Origin of the sequence: Polaribacter sp., assembly GCF_036480315.1 — a bacterium.
Lineage (GTDB): Bacteria > Bacteroidota > Bacteroidia > Flavobacteriales > Flavobacteriaceae > Polaribacter.
Window position 1 is genome coordinate 41308 of record NZ_JAZGGG010000052.1, and the last position, 22662, is coordinate 63969.

Below are 22662 nucleotides of genomic sequence, written 5' to 3' on the forward strand. Positions count from 1 at the left end.
TTTAAAATTATAACTAGCAACTGTTTGTGTCAAATAAAATAATAATTAGACTTTAGTTGGTTATTTATAAATAAATAATGTGTCTAATAATTCTTTTTAACAAGAAGTTTTAGACACATTTATACTATTTCTAGAAGCGTTTTTTATTTGATTAAACTCTGCATTGTTACCAGTTTATAGTATTCACCTTTTTTTGTAAGCAATTCATCATGTTTTCCTTGTTCTACTATCTTACCTTTTTTCATTACTACAATTTTGTCTGCATTTTGAATAGTAGATAATCGATGTGCAATTACTAAAGAAGTTCTCTTTTGCATCATTTTTTCTAATGCAAGTTGTACCAGTTGTTCAGACTCTGTGTCTAAAGCAGAAGTTGCTTCGTCTAAAATCATAATCGGAGGGTTCTTTAAAACCGCTCTAGCAATAGATAAACGTTGTTTTTGTCCGCCAGATAGTGTACCACCTGCATCACCAATGTTAGTATCGAATTTTTCTGGTAAATTTTGAATAAACTCATTTGCGTTAGCAATTTTTGCGGCTTCTAAAATAGCTTTATCTGTTGCATTTTGAGTTCCTAACTTAATATTGTTAGCAATTGTATCATTAAAAAGAATAGAATCTTGGGAAACAATGCCCATTAAATCACGTAAAGATTTTTTTGTTATGTCTTTAATGTTATTATCATCTATAATTACATCCCCTTTATTAACATCGTAAAAACGAGTAATTAAGTTTGCTAAAGTTGATTTTCCGCTTCCAGATTGTCCAACCAAAGCAACAGTTTCTCCTTTATTAATCGTCAAAGAAAAATCTTTTAAAACATAATCATCTTTATATTTAAATGAAATATTTTTAAATTCAATTTTATTATTGAAACCTTCTTTTACAGTTGCGTTTGTTTTGTCTTTAATACTATTTTCAGTATTTAAAATAGTCATAATTCTTTCTGCAGAAGCTTCTCCTCTCTGAATGTTATAAAATGTTGTTGTAATTAATTTTATTGGGTTTAAAACGGTGTAAAATAGAAGTATATAGCCTAAGAATTTACTTGAATCTAAAGCACTTGTTTTATTTAAAACATCTGTTCCGCCATACCAAAGAATCGCAATAATAGTTACAGATCCTAAAAACTCACTCATTGGAGACGCTAATGTTTGTCTATGAAAAACACTGGTCATTAATTTTCTAAAACTTAATGTAGAATCATTAAATTTTTTCGCAATTACGTTTTCAGCATTAAAACCTTTAATAATTCTTAAACCTGTTAAAGTCTCTTCAATAAAAGAAAGAAAGTTACCGGTTTCTTTTTGAGCTTTAACAGAAGTAGATTTTAATTTTTTACTAATTGATGAAATTATAAAACCAGAAACAGGTAATAAAACAAAAACAAAAAGTGTTAATTTTAAACTTATAAAAAGCATAATAGTAATAGAGATAATTACTGTAAGAGGTTCTCTTACCAATGCTTCTATAGAGGTTAAAATAGAGTTTTCTACTTCTTGCACATCAGAAGTCATTCGAGCAATAATATCTCCTTTTCTTTTTTCTGAAAAATAAGCAATTGGTAATTCTACTATTTTATTATATAATTTATCTCGTAAATCTTTTACAATTCCGGTTCTTAAAAAAGTAATTACATAAGAAGCTAAATATCTAAATAGGTTCTTGAAAAAGAATAATGAAAGCGATAATAAACAAATGAATAGTAACACATTAATTTCTCCATCATCTATGATTTTTTGATAGATAAAATGGTTAAAACTATTTTCTAGGTAACTACCAATATTAGTAATTCCGTCATAAATAGGTTTTGTAATTACTTTTTTTTCTGTTCCGAATAAAATATTTAAAACAGGAATAAAAGCCAATACAGAAAGCACGTTAAAAATTGCGTAAAGTATATTAAATATAATATTAAGAATTGTAAATTTTCGATACTTTTTCTCGTATTTTAAAATGTCCTTAAAATAGCTCATTAATTCAGTTTCATTTCTTTAATAATTCGTTGAATTTTAGCATCTAATTCCGCTTCAACCTTATCTGTATTTTTCACATTATCTAAAGAAGTATTTACGCTAAAGTAGAATTTAATTTTAGGTTCTGTACCACTTGGTCTTGCAGCAATTCTTGTTCCTGATGCTGTTTGGTAAATTAAAACATTAGATTTTGGTAAATCTATGTTTGTTATAGCACCAGTAATTAAATTTTTTCTTGTTGATGCATCATAATCAGAAAGCGATTCTATTTTTTCTCCATCAATTTCTGTAATAGGGTTGTTACGCATATCGCTTAACATTTGCTGAATTTCTGCAGCACCATCCATTCCTTTTTTTGTAATAGAAATTAAATGTTCTTTATAAAAATTATTTCTGATATAAATATTTAGTAATTCTTCATAAAAAGAACTTCCGTTTTGTTTTGCTAAAGCAGCAACTTCACAAGCTAAAAGTGTAGCCGTAACAGCATCTTTATCTCTAACAAAGTCACCAACCATATAACCAAAACTTTCTTCACCACCACCAATAAAATCTTTATTAGGGTTGTCTCTTATCATTTTAGCAATCCATTTAAAACCAGTTAAAGAAACATTAGTATCTACACCATAACCAGCAGCAACTTCATTAACTAATTCAGTAGAAACTATTGTAGAGCCTACAAATTGATTTCCATTAATTTTTCCTTCTTTTTTCCATTTTCTCATTAAGAAATCGGTCATAACAACCATTGTTTGGTTACCGTTCATTAATTTCATGTTTCCATCTGCATCTCTAACTGCTACACCTAAACGATCACAATCTGGATCTGTACCAATAACAATATCTGCTCCAATTTTATAGGCCAAATCAGTTGCCATTTTTAAAGCTTCTGGTTCTTCTGGATTTGGCGATTTTACTGTTGGAAAATCCCCGTTAGGTTCTCTTTGTTCTTCTACAATATGTACATCTGTATAACCTGCTTTTGCTAAAGCATCTGGTACAGAAACAATAGAAGTTCCATGTAAAGAAGTAAAAACTACTTTTAAATTTTTTCTATCAATTTTTTCTGATAACTTTCCGTTTACTACAGATTTTGCTACAAAAACATCATCAACCTCTTTACCAATAGTTTCTATTAAACTTTCGTTTGCATTAAATTTAATTTCAGTAAAATCTAATCCATTTACATTACCAATTATACCGCCATCATGTGGAGGAACAATTTGTCCACCATCTGACCAATACACTTTGTAACCATTGTATTCTGGTGGATTGTGAGAAGCTGTTAAAACAATACCTGCATCACAATCTAAATGCCTTACAGCAAATGATAACTCTGGTGTTGCTCTTAAATCTTCAAAAAGGAAAACTTTTATATTATTTGCAGAAAAAACATCTGCAACCAATTTTGCGAACTTTTTGCTATTATGTCTACAATCATAAGCAATAACTACTTTTAATTGTTCTTTTTTTACGTTTTCTATTAAGTAATTAGACAAACCTTGTGTAGCTCTACCTAAAGTATATTTATTAATTCTGTTAGTTCCTGCGCCCATTATTCCACGCATTCCACCAGTACCAAATTCCATATTTTTATAGAACCTGTCTTCTAAATCTGAAGAATTAGTGTCTATTAATTGTTGAATTTCTTGTTGAGTTTCAGCATCAAAAGTTGAAGTTAACCATTGCTTAGCTTTGTCTAAAATTTTACTCATTTAGGTTTGGTTTTTTGTTAATTTAGAAATACAAATATACAGATTAGAAATTGAGTTTTTCTTTTATAGTATAGTGTTTTTCGTTGCTTTTGGTCTTAATTATTAATTCGCCAATAAAACCTGCTAAAAATAATAAAGTTCCTAAAGTCATAGAAGTTAGAGCAATATAAAACCAAGGATTATCAGTAACTAAAATTGATTTAACACCTTTGTATACTTTGTAAAGCTTTATAATGCCAATATAAAATGCAGAAGTGGTACCGAATAAGAACATTAAAGTTCCCCAAAGGCCAAAAAAATGCATTGGTCTTTTTCCGAATTTAGATAAAAATGAAATAGTAATTAAATCTAAAAAACCATTTATAAAACGATCCATTCCAAATTTAGTTTCTCCGTATTTTCTTGCCTGATGTTGCACAACTTTTTCTCCAATTTTATTAAAACCTTCATTTTTGGCTAAAACAGGAATGTATCTATGCATTTCTCCGCTAACTTTTACGGTTTTAATTACCTCGTTTTTGTAAGCTTTTAAACCACAGTTAAAGTCGTGTAATTTTAAACCAGAAGTTTTTCTGGCTGCAGCATTAAATAGTTTTGAAGGAATGTTTTTAGTTACAACATTGTCATAACGTTTCTTTTTCCAGCCAGAAATAAGGTCGAAATCTTCTTTTATAATTAAGTCGTATAATTCAGGAATTTCATCAGGATTGTCTTGTAAATCTGCGTCCATAGTAATAACTACCTTACCTTTTGCTAGTTCAAAACCAGCATCTAAAGCTTGCGATTTTCCAAAATTCCTTTTAAAACGAATTCCTTTTACTGCATTATCTTTTTTAGATAGTTTTTCAATTACTTCCCAAGAAGTATCTGTACTACCGTCATCAATAAAAATAATTTCATATAAATAACGATTGGATTGCATAACTTTTGCAATCCAATCGTGTAATTCTTGTAAAGATTCTGCTTCGTTAAGAAGTGGTATTACTACCGAAATATCCATAATTTTTGCTCTAAAGTTGAAAGTTGTAAAGTTAAAAGTTTAAAAATAATTATTGTTAAAACTATTAAACTTTATAAACTAATTAACTTTTAAACGATACTAATAGTTTTCTTCTTCGGTTTTTTTCATAATTGCAGAAGTAATTGCCGCAACAATAAAACCACCAATAGCATAACCAATAATTCCCATTGCAGCCATAACTCCTGGAGATTGAAAAGATTTCCCCATTTCATTAGCGGCATCAATTTGTTCTTCAGTCATTCCTTGGTCTAAAAACTTTTGATTTTGAATTTCCATAACCTGGCTCATAAAGTCAGGCTCTATAAAGTTCATAAAGATATAATTGTAAATAACTACTATTAACCCTGCAAGAACCGCAATTCCAACACCAATTTTAACTCCTTGCCCCCAAGACATAAAACCACCATTTGCTTCTTTAAATTTTTTAGTTCCAAGAATAATTATACCAATAAATAAAGCTGCAGATACTACCGAACTAGACCAATGTGGATCTAAATGACTACCTGTTGCGTACATTACAAGCGATAAAAGTATGCTTGCTACACCTAATATTACTCCGTTATTTACTATAAAACCTTTACTGTTTGCTTGATTTTCCATTTGTGTTTAAATTTAGTTAGTTATACAAATATATTCATTTCATTTAGATAGTTTTTAATTTTAATAAAGTTAGAAAAATTATCTAAACAATTAATTAGTAATCAAAGTATTAAAAATGTTACAAAAATTTTCATATTTTTTTTGTTGATTAAATAAAAATCTATTGTAAATTTGCAGCGGCAAGTCCTACACAACTAGCTCCCTTTGAATCCTCCAGGGCGGGAACGCAGCAAAGGTATTAGGTTGTAGCGGTGTGATGTAGATAGCTTGCCATTTTTTTTACCCTTAATTTAATTCTGAATCTTTTCAGAATTTTTATTTTTATAACAGTTATTAACTTTCTCCTTTTTAGTTTCATTCATTAACTTTTAAGATATTTGCCTTTCTATTAAATTCTTAAATATTTTAATACACTATGTCTAAAGTTGTTTTAATTACTGGCGCTTCCTCTGGAATCGGGAAATCGATTGCAACTTTTTTATATCAAAAAGGATATAAAGTATATGGTACAAGTAGAAATCCTAAAAATATTGAGAACTTTTCTTTTGAACTCATTGCTTTAGATGTTTTAAAAGTTGAAACAATTAATACAGCAATTGATTTTATCATCAAAAAAGAAGGAAGGTTAGATGTTTTGGTGAATAATGCAGGAATGGGAATTACTGGCCCGATTGAAGATACACCAACCGATGAAATGCGTGCTGTTTTTAATACCAACTTATTTGGTGCAATAGATGTCATGAAAACAGTTTTACCACAAATGCGAAAACAAAATTCTGGTACAATTATTAATGTAACTTCTATTGCTGGTTATATGGGTTTGCCTTTTAGAGGTTTATATTCTGCAACAAAAGGCGCTTTAGAAACGATTACTGAATCTACAAGTATGGAGGTAAAACCTTTTGGAATTAATGTTGTGAATGTTGCTCCAGGAGATTTTGCTACCAATATTGCTGCAGCAAGATATCATACACCTGTTTTTGAAAACTCTGCTTATAAAGAGAATTATCAAGCGAATTTAGATTTAATGGATACACATGTTAACGGAGGGATGAATCCTGTAGAAATGGCAAAAGTGGTTCATAAAATTATAAATACCAAGAGTCCTAAAATTCATTATAAAGTTGGCGGGTTTATGGAAAAATTCTCTATAGTCTTAAAACGAATTTTGCCAGATAGAATGTATGAGAAAATCTTAATGAATCATTACAAATTATAATTAGAAAGGTGTTTTTTTATTGTTTATAAGTGATAGAAAAATACTTTTATTTCACTTCCTAAATTTACAAGCAAGTAACTATCTTTGCGTTAGGGATTGAAGTGGAAATCCTTTTTATTGTCAGTTCGAGTGAGTTTGTGAAGAATGAACAAATTTGTATCGAGAACAAAATAAAAAGATTGGAACGTAAAGCCCTACCTTTTTAAGGAACGCCCAAAAACAGAAATCACAACTAATATTTATATAGAATGAAATTTTTTATTGACACAGCAAATTTAGCCCAAATTGAAGAAGCGCAAGCTATGGGTATTTTAGATGGCGTAACTACAAACCCGTCTTTAATGGCAAAAGAAGGAATTACTGGTGAAGCGAATATTATTAATCATTACAAAGAAATTTGTGAGTTGGTTGAAGGTGATGTTTCTGCGGAAGTTATTTCTACCGATTTTGAAGGAATGGTTAGAGAAGGTGAAGCTTTAGCTGCTTTAAACCCTCAAATTGTGGTAAAATTACCAATGATAAAAGACGGTGTAAAAGCATGTAAATACTTTTCATCTAAAGGAATTAAAACAAATGTAACGTTAGTGTTTTCTGCAGGTCAAGCTTTATTAGCAGCAAAAGCAGGAGCAACATATGTTTCTCCATTTATTGGTCGTTTAGACGATATTTCTACAGACGGAATGAACTTAATTAAAGAAATTCGTTTAATCTATGATAATTATGGTTTTGAAACTCAAATTTTAGCTGCATCTGTACGTAATACAATGCACATTATTAACTGTGCTAAATTAGGATCGGACGTTATGACTGGACCTTTAAGTGCTATTGAAGGTTTATTAAAACACCCCTTAACAGATAGTGGTTTGGCTAAATTTTTAGCAGATTACCAAAAAGGAAACTAGAAAATAGTTTTTAGTTGTTGGTTTTTAATTTTTAGTACTCACTCTTAATTAAAAATCAACAATTTATTATATAATAAGAAGCTATTTCCTGCTTTCGCTACTCGCTTTTTTTTCCGAAAAGGCAAAAAAGAGCTCAAACAAGTCGCTCAATCAGGGCTAAACTTGTTTAGTAACTAATAGTTTAATAGATTGGTTTTTGTATGTTTATTTTTGGTTTTCAGTCTTCACTAATAACTAAAAGTCAACAACTAAAAACTTTTAAATCTTAAAAAGGATTTAAAAAATGTATCCAAAAAAAGAACTCGCACAAATTGTAATTTCAGCTTGTTATCAATTTAAGATTGATACCGTTGTTATTTCTCCAGGTTCACGTAATGCTCCTTTAACGGTTGGTTTTTCTAATCACCCAGAAATTGAAACATTAAGTGTGGTTGATGAGCGTTGTGCTGCTTTTTTTGCTTTAGGAATTGCGCAACAAACGCAAAAACCAGTTGCAATTGTTTGTACTTCTGGTTCTGCTTTGTTAAATTATTATCCTGCAATTGCAGAAGCTTTTTACAGTAATATCCCGTTAGTTGTAATTTCTGCAGACAGACCAAAACATTTAATAGATATTGGCGACGGGCAAACGATTCGTCAAGAAAATGTGTTTGAAAACCACATATTATTTTCTGCAAATTTGATTGAAAATGAGAAATATAAAACACGCAATTCTCAATTAATTGGGGAAGCGCTACAAATATCAGTTTCACAAAAAGGACCTGTGCATATAAATGTTCCCTTTGATGAGCCTTTGTACGAAACAGTTTTTGGTTTAGAAGAATTTAAATTTCCGCATATTTCTTTAAGTTCTTTAGATAATTTTCATATAGATTATGATGATTTATCTAAAATTTGGAACGCAGCTGAAAAGAAAATGATTTTAGTAGGTGTAAATTATCCTGATGAAGCTTTACATAAACTAATGGATTTGTATGCTGATGATGATTCTGTGTTAGTATTAACAGAAACAACGTCTAATTTGCATCAAGAAAAAGCGATTAATTCTATAGATCAATTGATTTTTTCTTTGAACGAAAATCAGTTTCAAGATTTAAAACCAGAAGTGTTAATCACTTTTGGAGGAATGATTGTATCTAAAAAAATAAAACAATTTTTAAGAAAATATCAACCAAAACACCATTGGAGTATTGATGAGAAAAAAGCAACAAACACGTTTTTTTGCTTATCAGAATTTATACAAATAAACCCTCTTAATTTTTTTACTGAATTTAATACCTCAATAGTGAAAAAAGATAGCGATTATCAATCAAAATGGCTAGAAATTCGTGATGAAAAACGAGTTAAACATGCTGAATATTTATCAAAAACGACACATTCAGATTTTAAGGTTTTTGAGCAAGTTTTAGAAAGTGTTCCTAACAATTGTCAGTTGCAAATTAGTAATAGTTCAATTATTAGATATGCGCAATTGTTTAGCATTCATAAAACAAATAATGTGTTCTGTAATAGAGGAACTAGTGGAATTGATGGTAGTACTTCTACAGCAATTGGAGCTGCTTTTTCGAATAAGAATCAAACTATTTTTATTACAGGAGATTTAAGTTTTTTCTATGATAGTAACGCATTGTGGAATGCTAATATTCCTGCAAGTTTTAGAATTATTGTAATTAATAATTCTGGTGGTGGAATTTTTAAAATTATTCCTGGACCAAAATCTACAAATGCTGCAAAGTATTTTGAAACCCCACATTCTTTAACTGCAGAACATTTATGTAAAATGTATGAACTTGATTATTTAAAAGCAAACTCAACAGAAACAGTACGAGAACAACTAGAAGGTTTTTATGAAACATCAGAAAAACCAAAAATATTAGAAATCTTTACGCCAAGTGAAGAAAATGATTTAATTTTAAAAGAATATTTTAAATATATACAGTAATGGATTTACAAGAAGGTTTATACGACGAAGAAGAGAACTTACAAGACGAAGAAAATAGTTCTGAAGAACAAGAAATGTACTTGAAAGAAGGTGATAAGGTGAATTTGGTAATTGAAACTGAAACCGGTTTGGGTTATACTGTTTTAATTAATGAAGAATTTGATGGTTTACTTTTTAGAAGTGAAGTTTTTCAGGAGTTAGAAGAGAATATGGAAGTTACTGGTTATATCAAAAATATTCGTGAAGATGGTAAGATAGACGTTTCTTTAAGGCCACAAGGTTTTAGAAATGTGATTGATTCTGACGTTGAGAAAGTACTTGCTAGATTAAAAGATAGTAGAGAGGGTTTTATTTTAATTACTGATAAAAGCTCGCCAGATTCTATTCGTTTTCATATGAAAATGAGTAAGAAGGCATTTAAAAAAGCAGTTGGTAACTTGTACAAACAAAAACTAATTGTAATTAAAGAAGACAGAATAGAGTTGGTAAAGTAGTATTCAGTCTTCAGTAGGCAGTATTCAGGCAGAAACTTACCTCCAACTGAAGACTAAAATACTGCCAACTTTTTACATTCCACCAAGTCTTAAAATATTTTCATAAAAAGCATCAGAATTTGGGTCTGTAGGATCCATTTTTCCATAGCCAATTTTGTACTGTTTTAAGGCTTTTTTTATCTGTTTTCCACTTTCGTAGTATCTACCAATGTAATAATCGCCTAAAGGAGATGTAGGGAATAATTTTAAAATCATTCTACCAAATTCTCGTAAATGATCTCCATTTTCTTTTTCGATTACAATTTTTTCTACAGCATAAATATCACGCTCTCTTATTCCTAAATTACTTCCAAAAAGGAATTCAATTTCTAGATATTTATTTTCTAAATAAGCGATGGCATCAATTGGTGATAAGTCTTTTATGTTTTTATTAAATTCATCTTTTGATATTGCAGAATAAATTTCAAATACATTTGTTAAAGCTCTTGGTATTGCCTCACTAATTGCAGAAACACTACTAGAGGTTTTAATTGTATCGTTTATTACATTAAAGTTTTTTAATTCTAAAGAAGCAAGACCGTTTTGTAGTTCGCTAATCTTTGTCTGTTTTTTTGAAGAAAAAGAACTGGCATTGTTTGTATATAAATAAAAAGTATTGTCTTCTTTTAAAAACTTCTGTAAATTATAAGATTGAAATTGTTGACCAACAAAATCTGAAAAAGTTGGGTTAATGCAAATGTATGAATTTATAAAAGGTTTATTTTCACTTAAATAGTGTGTAATTAAATTTGCAGAAGTTCCTTCGCCAACTAAAGAAATAAATGGAGAAGTTCTAAAATTACTCTCCATATAAAAGATAACTTCATCCTTAACAAATTGATAAAAAGCAATATTGTCTGCAGTTAAATTACCTGTATTTACATCAAAATAAGTGTCTTTTTTTCTAGTTTTACTCATAGAAATACCTACAATTATCTGTTTAGGTGCTTTGTCTTTTGCTGCAAATAATACAGAATTACCTATATAAGCATCTAAAAGATATTCAGCGTCAAAAACTACAGCTAAAGGATAATTTTTAATACTATCTTTCTCATAACCTTGTGGAAGATAAATCTTTACATTTCTTGTTGTTTCTAATATTTCAGATTCAATGTTCTTATTAATTATTTTTTGTGAAAACCCGAAGAAACAAAAAAATATAAATATTACTGTCACTGATTTCTTAATCATCATATAGAATGTTTATTTTTGTAAGCAAATTGTTTTAGTTCTCTAAAAAGAACGCCTAAAATACAAAATTATGATACAACCCGAGTGGAAAGTTGCCAAAGAATATGAAGACATTACGTATAAAAAATGTAATGGAGTTGCTAGAATTGCTTTTAATAGACCTAATGTTAGAAATGCATTTCGTCCCAAGACAACAAAAGAATTATACGATGCTTTTTATGATGCAGGTGAAGATACTTCGATAGGTGTAGTATTACTTTCGGCCGAAGGACCAAGTACAAAAGATGGTGTTTATTCTTTCTGTTCTGGTGGAGATCAAAAGGCCAGAGGACACCAAGGTTATGTTGGCGAAGATGGTTATCACAGGTTAAATATATTAGAAGTTCAAAGGTTAATTCGTTTTATGCCAAAAGCAGTTATTGCTGTTGTTCCTGGTTGGGCAGTTGGTGGCGGGCATAGTTTACATGTTGTTTGTGATTTAACTTTGGCGTCTAAAGAACATGCTATTTTTAAACAAACTGATGCAGATGTAACTTCGTTTGATGGTGGTTATGGTTCAGCATATTTGGCAAAAATGGTTGGTCAGAAAAGAGCAAGAGAAATTTTCTTTTTAGGAAGAAATTACTCTGCGCAAGAAGCCTTTGAAATGGGAATGGTAAATGCTGTAATTCCTCATGAAGAATTAGAAGATACAGCTTTTGAATGGGCGCAAGAAATTTTAGAAAAATCTCCAACATCAATTAAAATGTTAAAATTCGCAATGAACTTAACCGATGATGGAATGGTTGGGCAACAAGTTTTTGCAGGTGAAGCAACAAGACTTGCTTATATGACAGATGAAGCAAAAGAAGGTAGAGATGCTTTTTTAGAAAAACGTAAACCTAATTTTCCAAAAGTTTGGATTCCGTAGATTCCGTAGATTTCAGTTATCAGTTATCAGTTATCAGTTATCAGTTATCAGTTTGTCAGTTATCAGTTTGTCAGTTTGTCAGTTCGAGTGAATTTATGAAGAATGAATAAATTTGTATCTAGAACTTTTTAATTTTTCAATAAATAAAAATGAAAATAATTTGTATTGGGCGTAATTATGCCAAACATATAGAAGAACTAGCAAATGAAAGACCAGAAAATCCTGTTGTTTTTTTAAAACCAGATTCTGCTATTTTACCAAGAAAAAACCCATTTTTTATCCCACCTTTTTCTGACGATGTTCATTATGAAGTAGAAGTTTTGGTAAAAATTAATAAAGTTGGTAAACATATAGATGCAAAGTTTGCGCATAAATATTACGATGAAATCGGACTAGGAATCGATTTTACTGCAAGAGATGTACAAGCAAAATGCAAGGAAAAAGGTTTGCCTTGGGAAAAAGCAAAAGCGTTTGACGGAAGTGCTGTTATTGGAGAATTTTATCCAAAGGAACAATTCGATTTAGAAAACTTAAAATTTCAATTGTATAAAAATGATGAAATAGTACAAGATGGAAACACAAACGCTATGTTGTGGACAACAGATGAGTTAATTTCTTATGTTTCTCAATATTTTACATTAAAAAAAGGAGATGTTATTTTTACAGGAACACCAGCAGGAGTTGGAAAAGTTGTAGAAAATGATGTTTTAAAAGGAGTTGTAGAAGGAAAAGAAGCTTTTAATATTAGAGTTAAATAGAAAAAAAAAGCAACAAAGTTAAAAAGAGTTACAAAGTTACAAAGTTACAAAGTTGCAAAGATTCAAAGTCAAACTTTGTGACTCTTTTTAACTTTGTTACTTTGCAACAAAAAAAATATGAATGCAGAAATTATAACAATAGGAGATGAAATTTTAATCGGTCAAATTGTAGATACAAATTCGCAATGGATTGGTCAACAATTAAATAAAATTGGCGTTTCTGTATATCAAATAACATCTATCCAAGATGATGAACTACATATTTTAAACGCTTTAAAAGAAGCGCAAAAAAGAGTAGATATTATTATTCTTACTGGCGGGTTAGGGCCAACAAAAGACGATATCACAAAAAAAACAATTGCAAAGTATTTTAATGATGATAAACTTATTGAGTATCCAGAAGTTGTGGCGCATATAAAAGAATTGTTCAAGAAGATAAATCATCCATTTAAAGAAATTCAAAGAGCACAAGCGCAATTACCTTCAAAAGCAACTTATTTGCAAAACAGTTTTGGTACAGCGCCAGGAATGTGGTTTTATGAAAACGAAACTGTTTTTGTGTCACTTCCCGGAGTTCCTTATGAAATGAAGGGTTTAATTACCAATCAAGTTTTACCAAGAATTCAAAAGCAATTTAAACTACCTTTTATAATTCATAAAACAATTATGACTTATGGAGCAGGAGAAAGTATGATTGCTGAAAGAATTGAAGATTTCGAAAACAATTTGCCAACCTATATAAAATTAGCGTATTTACCATCATTTGGTAAAGTCCGTTTACGTTTATCCGCCAAAGGAGAAAATAAAGAAATTCTAGAAAAAGAATTGAATGAAGAGGTTGCAAAGGTTTATCAATTAATACCAGAAATTATTACAGGTTTAGATGATGATGCTTCTTTAGAAAAAAGAGTAGGAGAGATTTTAAAAAGGAATAATAAGACTATTTGCACGGCAGAAAGTCTAACTGGAGGAAAAATTGCAGCCAATTTGGTTTCTGTTGTAGGATCATCTGCTTATTATAAAGGTAGTTTTATAACCTATTCAGCAGAAACAAAAATAAGTTTGTTAGGAGTGTCCAAAAAAACAATAGAAAAGTACTCTGTTGTAAGTAAAGAAGTAGCAATTGAGATGGCAAAAGGAGCAAAAGAAAAATTAAATACAAATTATGCAATTGCAGTTACTGGTAATGCTGGCCCAACGACAGACCATAATGATAAAAGTGTTGGCGTTGTTTTTATAGCGTTAGCAACAGATAATGAGGTGTTTGTAGAAGAGTTTAATTTTGGTCAACCAAGAGAAAAAGTAATTAACAGAACGGTAAGTAAATCATTAGAAATTTTACAGAAAGAAATTCTTTAAAAATATGTAAAATTGTTTTGCTCAATATTGTAATTAGTTGTAGATTTGCACCTCGTTTAGAGATAACACTATAAATACTGTCGAAAAGATGTCTAGAGTTTGTGAATTAACAGGAAAAAAAGCAATGGTTGGGAACAATGTTTCTCATGCTATGAATAGAACTAAGAGAAAGTTTGACGCTAATCTAATGACCAAGCGTTTTTTCATACCAGAAGAAGATAAATGGATTACTTTAAAAGTATCAGCTTCTGCATTAAAGAATATTAACAAGAAAGGAATTTCTGCAGTTATAAAAGAAGCGAGAGCTAACGGATTTTTAACTAAATAAGCTTAAGCGATTTAAAATTTTATACAGATGGCAAAAAAAGGAAACAGAGTTCAGGTAATTTTAGAATGTACAGAGCATAAAGCTTCAGGAGAAAGAGGTACTTCTAGATATATTACAACAAAGAACAAGAAGAACACTCCAGATAGAATGGAAATTAAAAAATTCAATTCTATCTTAAAGAAAATGACTGTTCACAAAGAAATTAAATAATTAAAATATCTAGAACTCAGAACAGAGCATATAGATTTTAAAAACTAACACAATGGCAAAGAAAACAGTAGCATCGTTACAAACATCTTCAAAAAGATTAAGTAAAGCTATAAAAATGGTAAAATCTCCAAAATCAGGAGCTTACACTTTTGTAGAATCAATTATGGATCCTTCTAAAGTAGATGCTTTTTTAGCAAAAAAGTAATTTTTACCACATAAAATATTTAAAACTACTTTCTATTTTAGAAAGTAGTTTTTTTTGCGCCTTATAATTACGTATTTTTGGGCGTTAACTAAAGGTCGGGCTTTCCGCTATATCTTTTTATGCTGAATTTATTTCAGTATCTTTTATACTTATAAGTAATTTAAGTGTTTAGTAGAGATACTAAATCGAGTTAAGTATAAAAAGGATGTCGCTTCAATCCCTAACGCAGGCAACTTTAATAACAATTTAACCCAACCAGATAAATGGCATACTTTTTAGAGTATTTCCATTAGATTATAAAAAAAGGATATGAGTTTTTTCAAAAATATATTTTCGAAAGAAAAAAAAGAAACATTAGATAAAGGTTTAGAGAAAACCAAAGAAAGTTTCTTTGGTAAATTATCTAAAGCAGTAGCAGGTAAATCTAAAGTAGATGAAGATGTTTTAGATAATTTAGAAGAGGTTTTAGTGGCTTCGGATGTTGGTGTAGATACCACTTTAAAAATTATTGATAGAATAGAAGCAAGAGTTGCTAAAGATAAGTATGTAGGTACAGATGAATTAAATGCAATTCTTAGAGAAGAAATTGCAGGCCTTTTATCAGAAACTAATATTGGCAATGAAACCGAATTTACAATTCCTAAATTACCTTTAGACAAAGACGGAAACAAAACACCTTACGTTCTTATGGTAGTTGGTGTAAACGGAGTTGGTAAAACAACAACAATTGGTAAGTTGGCAAGTCAATTTAAAAAACAAGGCTTAAAAGTTGTTTTAGGTGCGGCAGATACATTTAGAGCAGCGGCAATAGATCAATTACAAGTTTGGGCGAACAGAACTGATACGCCAATTGTAAGGCAAGAAATGGGGTCTGATCCTGCTTCTGTAGCTTTTGATACCTTAAAATCTGCAGTAAACCAAAATGCAGATGTTGTAATTATTGATACTGCAGGTCGTTTACATAACAAAGTTAACTTAATGAATGAGTTAACAAAGATTAAACGTGTAATGCAAAAGGTAGTTGATAACTCTCCACACGATGTTTTATTAGTTTTAGATGGTTCTACAGGGCAAAATGCATTTGAGCAAGCAAAACAGTTTACATTGGCAACAGAAGTAACTTCTTTGGCAGTTACTAAATTAGATGGTACAGCAAAAGGCGGAGTTGTAATTGGTATTTCAGATCAATTTAAAATTCCTGTAAAATATATTGGAATTGGAGAAGGAATAGACGATTTACAAGTGTTTAATAAACATGAATTTGTTGATTCTTTTTTTAAGTAAAAAACTCTTATAGTTATAAATTAAAAACTCCTTAAAAGGAGTTTTTTTGTGCTTTAAAACGAAATTTTTCTTTTTTCAAAAATATTGTGATACTGTTTTAGTGGCTTATATAGATAGCTTTTAGGTTACAAACCAAACTACAATTCCAACAAACGTTTAGCTGCATTAAAAGGAGTAGTTTTTCCGTTTTCTAAATTTACGATTTCTTCAGATAAAGAATTCTTAACTTTTGGGTTATTATAAAAGTTGTCCTTTAACTGTTGCTCAATAGTTGCTAAAAGCCAGTATTTATTTTGGTTATTTCTTTTGTTACTGAAATAGTTATTTTCTTTGGTTAGCGAAATATATTCAACAATCATTGAATCAATTTCTGAAATTCCATAATTATGCAATGCACTTGCAGTTAATACTTTTGGCTGCCATTTACTTTCTTTTAATGGATATAAATGTAAAGCTCTATTAAACGCTACTTTGGCAATTTTTGCATTTTTCTCGTTATCACCATCCGTTTTGTTAATTACAATTGCGTCTGCCATTTCTATAATTCCGCGTTTAATTCCTTGTAGTTCGTCACCCGCACCAGCCAATTTTAATAGCAAAAAGAAATCTACCATAGAATGAACAACGGTTTCCGATTGGCCTACACCAACAGTTTCAATAATAATGGTATTAAAACCAGCAGCTTCACAGAGAATAATACTTTCGCGTGTTTTTTGAGCGACGCCACCTAAAGATGTTCCAGAAGGTGAAGGTCTAATAAAGGCGTTTTTATCCGTTACCAATTCTTCCATTCTTGTTTTATCACCTAAAATAGAACCTTTGTTTACAGAACTACTTGGGTCTACGGCTAAAACTGCTACTTTTTTTCCTTGAGAAGTTAAATGTTTTCCAAAAGATTCTATAAATGTGCTTTTTCCAACACCTGGAACACCTGTAATTCCTATTCTTACGGAATTATTTGCATGTGGTAAACAACGTTCTAAAATCTCATTTGCTTTTTGTTGATGTTTTTTATTGGTACTTTCGACTAAAGTTATTGCACGACTTAAAAAAGTAATATTTCCTTCAAGAATTTTAGTAACAAACTCATCTACAGAATTTTGTTTTGCTCTACTTAATTTTATTTTTTCAGCAGCAGATTTACTGGTAGTTTCTGGTTTAGAAACTCCATCTTTTTCATGTAAAGCAGAAGGTTTTTTATCGGTCAAAAAAAGTAATTTAAAGTAAAAATAATCTATTAATGAATAATTGGAAGAATTTTTGGACCTAAAAACTGCATCCAAAGAAAAAAACTTCCATAAAATCCTAAAATTCCAAAAATGATTGCCTGTAATCTTTCTTTAAAATTAAATATTTTAAAGAAAATAAATGCACCTATTGATAAAAAAACAAAGACAGTTGGTAGTAACCTTAATATTTGTTCTGATGAGTAATTGTCAAAATAAAACAATAAAGAAATCAGGTCATTTAATGAAGTGAGAATACTAAAACAAGCTATTATAATCAGAAACCAGTCTAAATTTTTAAAATAATTATCTTTTTTCCATCTTTTAAAAAGAAATATAAAAGCAAATAAAGAAGGTAGAAACTTTATCCAATAAATTCCATGTTTTTGAAACCAATTAAAATATAAGTTAGCTTTTACAATTTCCTTAATTTTTTCACATCCAGTAAAAGTTCCTGTGTAATTGTAATTAAAAACAGCTGAAGTAATTCCATTTCTAAAAAGTAAATCAAAAACAAGCATTAACCCATTATCTAGTTGTGTTTTTAAAGGAAAGAAGAATAAAAACCAACAAATAATATAAATATTTTGTTTGCTTTTAATAACATTAATAATGTCCTTTTTCATCTAACTTGTTTGTCTTTTTGTAAAAATAGTCAAAACTTAAAATATATTACCATTCCATGGTTTTTAATGTTTGATGAAGTATAAAATAAGATATTCTATTAGAAATTAGTAAATTACAAAATGTTAATCAACTAGAAATTCTTTATTATGAAAGCCAACCAAATTCTTCTTTCTATTATTTTATGTTTCTTTACTATGAAAGGAATAGCTCAAGAGACATATCAACAAAAGTTAGAAAACCTTCATGAGAAAATTGTTAGAACACAATATTCAACTTTAGATTCTATGTTTTCTAATATTGAAAAATTTAAAATGAATATAAAAACCAAAGATTCTTTTTGGATTGCCAGATATCATGAAGCTTTAGGTGTTTATCATCAACAAAAAGGAGATTATGATAAAGCAATAGGTGAACAGTTAAAATCTTTAGTAATTGCAGAAAACTTAAAGAACCCATTATTAATTGCAAAAGCAAATAAAAACATAGGGGTAGTTTATTCATTAAGGGGAGATTTTGAAATTTCTACTGATTATTTATTTAAAGCAAGAGATCTTTCTTATGCGAATAAAGATACCGTAACAGGCGTTTTAGCAGATCTTAAAATTGGTCAAACTTTTTGGCAATTAAAAGAGTACAAGAAAGCAATGGAACAAGTTGATAAATGTATTGAAATCGCAGAAACAAGAAAATTGAATAATGATGTTTTATCTGATATTTATCTTGAAAAAGGGAATATGCTTTTAATGTATGGCAAATTGGATAGTTCTTTAGCATTTTATAAAAAAGCAGAAAAATTAATATATTCTACTGGTCATTTAGAAGGTATTGCTACAGTATATTCTAATATAGGAGCAATTTATTTCTATAAAAACGATTTTAATAAAGCTATAGAATATTATAAAAAATCTTTAGTTAAAGCAGAAGAATTTAAAGATAAAATTAGTATTGGTATTGCAAAAATGAATATTGGAGAAGCTTATTACAATATAAATCAATTTCAAAAATCTGAAAAAGAGCTAAAAGAGAGTTTAAGTTTATTTAAGGGATTAAAAGATAAATTAAAGTTGATGGATAATTATTATTATCTCTATGAATTGGAATCAAAAAGAAATAACTCTAAAAAAGCGTTAGAATATTTTAAATTAAGAATAATTTACAAAGATTCGGTTATAAATGAAAATAATTTAAATAAGATTTCTTCACTACAAGTAAAGTATGAAACTGTAGAAAAAGAAAAACAAATTGCCCAACAAGATTTAGAATTACAAACTCAAAATGCCACAATATCATCACAAAGAAATAACCAACTATTGTTACTTGGTGGTTTAGGTTTTTTAATTTTAGGCGGTTTATTATTTTATAATAAAAATAAAGCAAAACAAAAAGTAGCACTACAGAAAGCGGTTATAAAGGAAAAAGAAAAAGGATTTTCATCTCTGTTAAAGGCATCTGAAGATGAAAGAAAACGAATAAGTAAAGATTTGCATGATGGAATTGGACAAGAAATGGCAGCTTTAAAAATGGCTATTGGTCACGTAAAAAATAAAGAAGAAGATATTGTTAAGAAAGAAGAACTGTCTAAAATATTAAATAATTGTGCAAGATCTGCGGATGAAATTAGAAATATTTCTCATCAAATGATGCCAAGAACCTTGTTAGAAAATGGTTTAATTGATGCTATAGATGATCTACTGAAAGGTGCTTTTATGTATTCTAAAATTGAACAGAAATTCGAATATTTTAATATTAGCGAGCGGTTTAATGAACAAATTGAAATAAGTTTATATAGAGTTGTGCAAGAGTTAATCAGCAATATTATAAAACACGCAAATGCATCTGAAGTTAATGTACTCTTATATAAACAAGAAGGTCAATTAATTTTATTGGTAGAAGATAATGGAATTGGCATGCAAAATAAAAGCAAAAAAGGACATGGTGTTTTAAATATTAAAAGTAGAATAGATATGATAAAAGGAACCATAAACTACGAGCCAAGTACAAATGCAGGAACTTCTGCAACCATTGTTGTACCTCTATAATAAATTTATAAATAAAATTTCACTCATTTTGCAACACTTCTAAAAATGTGTCGTCTATAGAGTAAGAAAGAAGTAATGAAACCAACCAAACAGTTACATCAACCTATTATAAACCTATGCAAAAATAATTGTGCAAAGTCGCAAATGCAATTGTATAATTTGTATTGCAAGGCAATGTTATTGGTTGCTCACAGATATGTTAAAGATAGATTTGTAGCAGAAGATGTTATGCAAGATGCTTTTATAAAAGCGTTTAAATATATTGATAATTACAAGAATGAAGTAGCATTTGGAGCTTGGTTAAAAAAAATTGTAATCAACCAAAGTATCGATTATTTAAAGAAAAACAAATTAGAATTGATTGCTATTAATGAAGAAGTAATTGCAAAACCAGAAGAAGAAGATTGGAAGGTTGATTATAGTATTTCAGTTAATGAAATTGTAGAAACAATTGACAATTTAAAAGATAAGTACAGATTGGTTTTAAGTATGTATTTATTAGAAGGTTATGATCATCAAGAAATAGCTGAAGTATTAAATATTACAGAAAACACTTCTAGAACACATTTGTTAAGAGGGAAGAAAATATTGAAAGAACAATTAAAAAACACGAGTTATGCAGAAGGATATTAGAGAGTTTATAAAAGATTATAAAGAAGAAAATATAGAATTATCTGCAAATCATGCAAATAAGTTTGAAGCTTTGTTACAAAAAGAAATGCAACAGACAAAACCCAAAAAGAAGAATTACAAATGGTTGTCTATTGCAGCTTCAGTTGTTTTGTTAATTAGTTTGGCAATTAAATTTTATCCTACAGAAAGAATAGAAATAAAACTTACTCAACCAAAAGAAATTACTTTAGGTAATATTTCTCCAGAATTTGAAACCATAGAGAAATATTATAAGAATAGTATCAATTTAGAAATTAGTCAATTAGAGTTAAATGACGAGAACAAAGAAATTATTGATGGTTATTTATTAAAGATTGCAGAACTCACCAAAGAATACAAATCATTAACCAAAGAGCTCAATACAAACGGAGTTAATGATTCTACTATAGATGCATTGATCAGCAATCTACAATTACGCTTACAGCTGTTGCAACGTTTGAAAAAACAATTAAAACAACTTAAAAATTTAAAAAATACACAAAATGAAACGCAAATTATATAAACAAATAAGTACTCTTTTAGCAATCTGTTTTATAGGAACAGGCTTTGCTCAAAAATTTGATAAAAAGTTTACTGAAAACTTTAAGGTAAATAAAGATGTTGAGGTAGCAATTAACGCTTCAAATACAGATATAAATGTAACAACTTGGTCTAAAAAGGAAGTACAAATAGAAGCTTTTATAGAAGTAGAAGGTTTATCTAAGGAAGAAGCAGAAAAGTATTTTAAAAACTGGAACTTTGAAGCTTTAGGTAACAAGAAGAAGGTTAAAATTACTTCTAAAGGAAATAATTCTTTCCGATTAAATAATGATATTACTTTCTTTAATAACATGGATTTCGATTTTGAGATGCCAGAAATTCAAATGCCAGATATGGATGCTATTGTAATGCCAGATATGGATTTCGACTTCGACTTTGACTTCGATTTAGATGATTTAGAAGAAGACATGAAAAAAGATGGGAAATATTCTTTTGAATATCATAATGATGATAAACATATTGTGATTAAATCTAAAAAAGAATGGGAGAAATTTAAAAAAAGCAAGAAATATAAAGAATTAAAGAAGGAGCTAAAAAATACGGGTACTAAAGTGAAATTAGCACTTCAAAACTCAAAACATAAAATAAAAGCTATTGATAAAAAAAGGTTAAAAGAATCTTTAGAAGAAGCAAGATTGCAAATTAAAAACATTGATAAAGAACAAATTAGAATTGGTCTATTAAAAGCAAAAGAGGCTTTAAAGAATATGAACTTTAATTTTTCTTCCAATTCAGATGATTTAACGATCAACGGTAAAAAAGTAAAAATTAAAAAGAGGTTAGAAATTAAAGTCCCAAAAGGTGCAACATTCGATTTAAATACAAGACACTGCAAAGTAAAACTACCAAACACAGTAGCTTCTGGTAATGTAAAGTATGGTGTTTTTGATGTAGAAAATTTAATTGGAGGTAAATTAACGGTAGATTACTCTAAAGTTTCTATAAACGATTTAAATGGATGTAACTTATTCTTAAACAATGTAACTGATGCTAAAATAGCATCAGTTACTAATACAACATTATCAAACAATTCATCTGGGGTAAATATTACAAGAATCAATGAAAATGTAAACCTGTCAGATAAATTTGGCGAACTATTAATTAATAGCTTCAATCCTAATTTTGGGGAATTTGTTTTAAATTTAAGTCATTCAGACGCAACCCTTAATTTTGGAGATGTACATGCGGCTTTTAAATACAATGTAAATCGCGTAAAATTAGAAAACAAACGTGTAAGTTTAAAGAATAAAACAACCAATAATAATTCATCAAAGAATAATTTAATTGTGAATGGTGAGTATAGTAGTATCGTAATCAAGTAGTTTAAATCTTTCCTTTTTATTAACAAACTTCACTCAATTTCCATTTCGCTATTCTCTTTAAAGTGCCTATCTTTATCAACTGT

The 22662-nt window shown here is 29.1% G+C and carries 22 protein-coding genes and 1 other RNA gene; 16 read left to right on the forward strand and 7 right to left on the reverse strand.

What is annotated here, in order from left to right:
• Positions 1 to 143 precede the first annotated feature (143 nt).
• From V3V28_RS10705 to V3V28_RS10720, 4 genes are all read right to left on the reverse strand, one after another.
• Entirely contained in the window at positions 144 to 1976 is a 1833-nt protein-coding gene (locus tag V3V28_RS10705) for an ABC transporter ATP-binding protein (RefSeq protein WP_331365010.1), read from the reverse strand.
• Positions 1976 to 3691 (reverse strand): phospho-sugar mutase, encoded by a 1716-nt coding sequence (locus V3V28_RS10710; protein ID WP_331365011.1) that lies wholly within the window; start codon positions 3689 to 3691, stop codon positions 1976 to 1978. The genes V3V28_RS10705 and V3V28_RS10710 overlap by 1 nt, the downstream gene beginning before the upstream one ends.
• A 43-nt stretch (positions 3692 to 3734) precedes the next feature.
• Entirely contained in the window at positions 3735 to 4691 is a 957-nt protein-coding gene (locus V3V28_RS10715; protein ID WP_331365012.1) for a glycosyltransferase family 2 protein, read from the reverse strand.
• Positions 4692 to 4790: 99 nt separating this feature from the next.
• Complete coding sequence (locus tag V3V28_RS10720) at positions 4791 to 5312, reverse strand: DUF4199 domain-containing protein (RefSeq protein WP_331365013.1); 522 nt, start codon at positions 5310 to 5312, stop codon at positions 4791 to 4793.
• Positions 5313 to 5489: 177 nt separating this feature from the next.
• Here V3V28_RS10720 and ffs point away from each other — a divergent pair.
• From ffs to V3V28_RS10745, 5 genes are all read left to right on the forward strand, one after another.
• An RNA gene (ffs, locus tag V3V28_RS10725) (signal recognition particle sRNA small type) lies at positions 5490 to 5588 on the forward strand.
• 139 nt (positions 5589 to 5727) lie between these two features.
• Positions 5728 to 6531, forward strand: a complete 804-nt coding sequence (locus V3V28_RS10730; protein WP_331365014.1) for an SDR family oxidoreductase — start codon at positions 5728 to 5730, stop codon at positions 6529 to 6531.
• Positions 6532 to 6779: 248 nt separating this feature from the next.
• The gene (gene fsa / locus V3V28_RS10735; protein ID WP_331365015.1) at positions 6780 to 7433 is read left to right on the forward strand and encodes a fructose-6-phosphate aldolase; all 654 of its coding nucleotides are present in this window, start codon (positions 6780 to 6782) and stop codon (positions 7431 to 7433) included.
• Between the two features lie 283 nt (positions 7434 to 7716).
• Complete coding sequence (gene menD, locus V3V28_RS10740; RefSeq protein ID WP_331365016.1) at positions 7717 to 9375, forward strand: 2-succinyl-5-enolpyruvyl-6-hydroxy-3-cyclohexene-1-carboxylic-acid synthase; 1659 nt, start codon at positions 7717 to 7719, stop codon at positions 9373 to 9375.
• Positions 9375 to 9869 carry a DNA-binding protein gene (locus V3V28_RS10745; RefSeq protein WP_331365017.1) on the forward strand — a complete coding sequence of 165 codons (495 nt, stop codon included), beginning with the start codon at positions 9375 to 9377 and terminating at the stop codon, positions 9867 to 9869. The genes menD and V3V28_RS10745 overlap by 1 nt, the downstream gene beginning before the upstream one ends.
• A 72-nt stretch (positions 9870 to 9941) precedes the next feature.
• On the opposite strand, the gene V3V28_RS10750 is transcribed toward V3V28_RS10745, so the two are convergent.
• Positions 9942 to 11099 carry an alpha/beta hydrolase-fold protein gene (locus V3V28_RS10750; RefSeq protein ID WP_331365018.1) on the reverse strand — a complete coding sequence of 386 codons (1158 nt, stop codon included), beginning with the start codon at positions 11097 to 11099 and terminating at the stop codon, positions 9942 to 9944.
• Positions 11100 to 11169: 70 nt separating this feature from the next.
• On the opposite strand from V3V28_RS10750, the gene V3V28_RS10755 reads away from it, so the two are divergent.
• From V3V28_RS10755 to ftsY, 7 genes are all read left to right on the forward strand, one after another.
• Positions 11170 to 12009 (forward strand): 1,4-dihydroxy-2-naphthoyl-CoA synthase, encoded by an 840-nt coding sequence (locus V3V28_RS10755; protein WP_331365019.1) that lies wholly within the window; start codon positions 11170 to 11172, stop codon positions 12007 to 12009.
• Between the two features lie 149 nt (positions 12010 to 12158).
• On the forward strand, positions 12159 to 12767 hold the full coding sequence (locus tag V3V28_RS10760) for a fumarylacetoacetate hydrolase family protein (RefSeq protein WP_331365020.1): 609 nt from the start codon (positions 12159 to 12161) through the stop codon (positions 12765 to 12767).
• Positions 12768 to 12884: 117 nt separating this feature from the next.
• The gene (locus tag V3V28_RS10765; protein ID WP_331365021.1) at positions 12885 to 14126 is read left to right on the forward strand and encodes a competence/damage-inducible protein A; all 1242 of its coding nucleotides are present in this window, start codon (positions 12885 to 12887) and stop codon (positions 14124 to 14126) included.
• A gap of 88 nt (positions 14127 to 14214) precedes the next feature.
• Positions 14215 to 14454 carry a 50S ribosomal protein L28 gene (gene rpmB / locus V3V28_RS10770; protein WP_331365022.1) on the forward strand — a complete coding sequence of 80 codons (240 nt, stop codon included), beginning with the start codon at positions 14215 to 14217 and terminating at the stop codon, positions 14452 to 14454.
• A 27-nt stretch (positions 14455 to 14481) separates the two neighbouring features.
• Positions 14482 to 14664, forward strand: a complete 183-nt coding sequence (rpmG, locus tag V3V28_RS10775; RefSeq protein WP_036785601.1) for a 50S ribosomal protein L33 — start codon at positions 14482 to 14484, stop codon at positions 14662 to 14664.
• 52 nt (positions 14665 to 14716) lie between these two features.
• Positions 14717 to 14869, forward strand: coding sequence for a DUF4295 domain-containing protein (locus tag V3V28_RS10780; RefSeq protein ID WP_165730204.1), 153 nt, complete (start codon positions 14717 to 14719; stop codon positions 14867 to 14869).
• Between the two features lie 309 nt (positions 14870 to 15178).
• Positions 15179 to 16153: a signal recognition particle-docking protein FtsY gene (ftsY, locus tag V3V28_RS10785; protein WP_331365023.1), complete on the forward strand. Its 975-nt coding sequence runs from the start codon at positions 15179 to 15181 to the stop codon at positions 16151 to 16153.
• 137 nt (positions 16154 to 16290) lie between these two features.
• Here the strand turns inward: ftsY and meaB are convergent, their stop codons facing one another.
• Positions 16291 to 17361 carry a methylmalonyl Co-A mutase-associated GTPase MeaB gene (gene meaB / locus V3V28_RS10790; RefSeq protein WP_331365024.1) on the reverse strand — a complete coding sequence of 357 codons (1071 nt, stop codon included), beginning with the start codon at positions 17359 to 17361 and terminating at the stop codon, positions 16291 to 16293.
• Between the two features lie 29 nt (positions 17362 to 17390).
• A complete protein-coding gene (locus V3V28_RS10795; RefSeq protein ID WP_331365025.1) occupies positions 17391 to 18005 on the reverse strand; it encodes a hypothetical protein in 615 nt (204 codons plus the stop codon).
• A 147-nt stretch (positions 18006 to 18152) separates the two neighbouring features.
• Here V3V28_RS10795 and V3V28_RS10800 point away from each other — a divergent pair, with 147 nt between their 5' ends.
• The 4 genes from V3V28_RS10800 (at position 18153) to V3V28_RS10815 (ending at position 22579) form a co-directional block, all read left to right on the forward strand.
• Entirely contained in the window at positions 18153 to 20045 is a 1893-nt protein-coding gene (locus V3V28_RS10800) for a tetratricopeptide repeat-containing sensor histidine kinase (protein ID WP_331365026.1), read from the forward strand.
• A 75-nt stretch (positions 20046 to 20120) separates the two neighbouring features.
• Positions 20121 to 20678: an RNA polymerase sigma factor gene (locus V3V28_RS10805; RefSeq protein ID WP_331365027.1), complete on the forward strand. Its 558-nt coding sequence runs from the start codon at positions 20121 to 20123 to the stop codon at positions 20676 to 20678.
• On the forward strand, positions 20662 to 21219 hold the full coding sequence (locus V3V28_RS10810) for a hypothetical protein (protein ID WP_331365028.1): 558 nt from the start codon (positions 20662 to 20664) through the stop codon (positions 21217 to 21219). Before V3V28_RS10805 ends, V3V28_RS10810 begins: the two co-directional genes overlap by 17 nt.
• A complete protein-coding gene (locus V3V28_RS10815) occupies positions 21200 to 22579 on the forward strand; it encodes a hypothetical protein (RefSeq protein WP_331365029.1) in 1380 nt (459 codons plus the stop codon). Before V3V28_RS10810 ends, V3V28_RS10815 begins: the two co-directional genes overlap by 20 nt.
• Positions 22580 to 22662 lie beyond the last annotated feature (83 nt).

Bases quoted from the DNA above. Each gene is read 5' to 3' on its own strand.
- V3V28_RS10705 (WP_331365010.1), bottom strand. From the start codon at position 1,976: ATGAGCTATTTTAAGGACATTTTAAAATACGAGAAAAAGTATCGAAAA.
- V3V28_RS10710 (WP_331365011.1), bottom strand. From the start codon at position 3,691: ATGAGTAAAATTTTAGACAAAGCTAAGCAATGGTTAACTTCAACTTTT.
- V3V28_RS10715 (WP_331365012.1), bottom strand. From the start codon at position 4,691: ATGGATATTTCGGTAGTAATACCACTTCTTAACGAAGCAGAATCTTTA.
- V3V28_RS10720 (WP_331365013.1), bottom strand. From the start codon at position 5,312: ATGGAAAATCAAGCAAACAGTAAAGGTTTTATAGTAAATAACGGAGTA.
- V3V28_RS10730 (WP_331365014.1), top strand. From the start codon at position 5,728: ATGTCTAAAGTTGTTTTAATTACTGGCGCTTCCTCTGGAATCGGGAAA.
- fsa (WP_331365015.1), top strand. From the start codon at position 6,780: ATGAAATTTTTTATTGACACAGCAAATTTAGCCCAAATTGAAGAAGCG.
- menD (WP_331365016.1), top strand. From the start codon at position 7,717: ATGTATCCAAAAAAAGAACTCGCACAAATTGTAATTTCAGCTTGTTAT.
- V3V28_RS10745 (WP_331365017.1), top strand. From the start codon at position 9,375: ATGGATTTACAAGAAGGTTTATACGACGAAGAAGAGAACTTACAAGAC.
- V3V28_RS10750 (WP_331365018.1), bottom strand. From the start codon at position 11,099: ATGATTAAGAAATCAGTGACAGTAATATTTATATTTTTTTGTTTCTTC.
- V3V28_RS10755 (WP_331365019.1), top strand. From the start codon at position 11,170: ATGATACAACCCGAGTGGAAAGTTGCCAAAGAATATGAAGACATTACG.
- V3V28_RS10760 (WP_331365020.1), top strand. From the start codon at position 12,159: ATGAAAATAATTTGTATTGGGCGTAATTATGCCAAACATATAGAAGAA.
- V3V28_RS10765 (WP_331365021.1), top strand. From the start codon at position 12,885: ATGAATGCAGAAATTATAACAATAGGAGATGAAATTTTAATCGGTCAA.
- rpmB (WP_331365022.1), top strand. From the start codon at position 14,215: ATGTCTAGAGTTTGTGAATTAACAGGAAAAAAAGCAATGGTTGGGAAC.
- rpmG (WP_036785601.1), top strand. From the start codon at position 14,482: ATGGCAAAAAAAGGAAACAGAGTTCAGGTAATTTTAGAATGTACAGAG.
- V3V28_RS10780 (WP_165730204.1), top strand. From the start codon at position 14,717: ATGGCAAAGAAAACAGTAGCATCGTTACAAACATCTTCAAAAAGATTA.
- ftsY (WP_331365023.1), top strand. From the start codon at position 15,179: ATGAGTTTTTTCAAAAATATATTTTCGAAAGAAAAAAAAGAAACATTA.
- V3V28_RS10795 (WP_331365025.1), bottom strand. From the start codon at position 18,005: ATGAAAAAGGACATTATTAATGTTATTAAAAGCAAACAAAATATTTAT.
- V3V28_RS10800 (WP_331365026.1), top strand. From the start codon at position 18,153: ATGAAAGCCAACCAAATTCTTCTTTCTATTATTTTATGTTTCTTTACT.
- V3V28_RS10805 (WP_331365027.1), top strand. From the start codon at position 20,121: ATGAAACCAACCAAACAGTTACATCAACCTATTATAAACCTATGCAAA.
- V3V28_RS10810 (WP_331365028.1), top strand. From the start codon at position 20,662: ATGCAGAAGGATATTAGAGAGTTTATAAAAGATTATAAAGAAGAAAAT.
- V3V28_RS10815 (WP_331365029.1), top strand. From the start codon at position 21,200: ATGAAACGCAAATTATATAAACAAATAAGTACTCTTTTAGCAATCTGT.